This window comes from Citrobacter sp. VF227, assembly GCF_052950715.1.
The window spans coordinates 1-451 of the sequence record NZ_JBRFVF010000490.1 but is presented as its reverse complement, the minus strand read 5'-3'; the positions used below and the strand labels follow the sequence as shown (position 1 = coordinate 451).

1 protein-coding gene is annotated in these 451 nt (G+C 54.1%); it reads left to right on the top strand.

All coding sequences use genetic code 11. From position 1 onward, the window contains the following. A partial coding sequence (locus tag ACU8YC_RS27490) for a hypothetical protein (protein ID WP_446896324.1) occupies positions 1 to 337 on the top strand: 337 nt, incomplete at its 5' end. Between the last annotated feature and the right edge of the window lie 114 nt (positions 338 to 451).

Here is a 451-nt window from a genome sequence, read left to right as displayed (position 1 = left end):
CCGGGAGGCCTATAAGTGCAACGACCTGCTCCAAGTGAAGGATATTTACGAAGCGCTCAAGGCCGGTGGCATCCGGGGTGTGCGCTCGTCCACGCTGAGCGAATCCGAAGCGCTGAGAACCGCAATAGCTGAGCTGGATTTCACCATCACTAGGATCGTTAGCGAGCTCAAGGCATTACAGGCAAGTGATGGAGTCAAGTTGATGGACGCCGCCGGCTTCACCGAGTCGGAATGGCAAGCCTTCTTCCAGAAGCGTTACGAGACATTAGAGGTGGAGCTGGCCATGATCGTATCGGAACTCCTCGCCGAGCAAACTGAAGATATCGGATTTCCATGAACGGACAAGAAACGGAACGCAGGGCGCTCATTCCTCACGCGACAAGCTATTCCGCCCATGTGCAAAAGGCCAGCAGGCAGCTATCCATTAGCGCACGTTTAAATACAGATATTG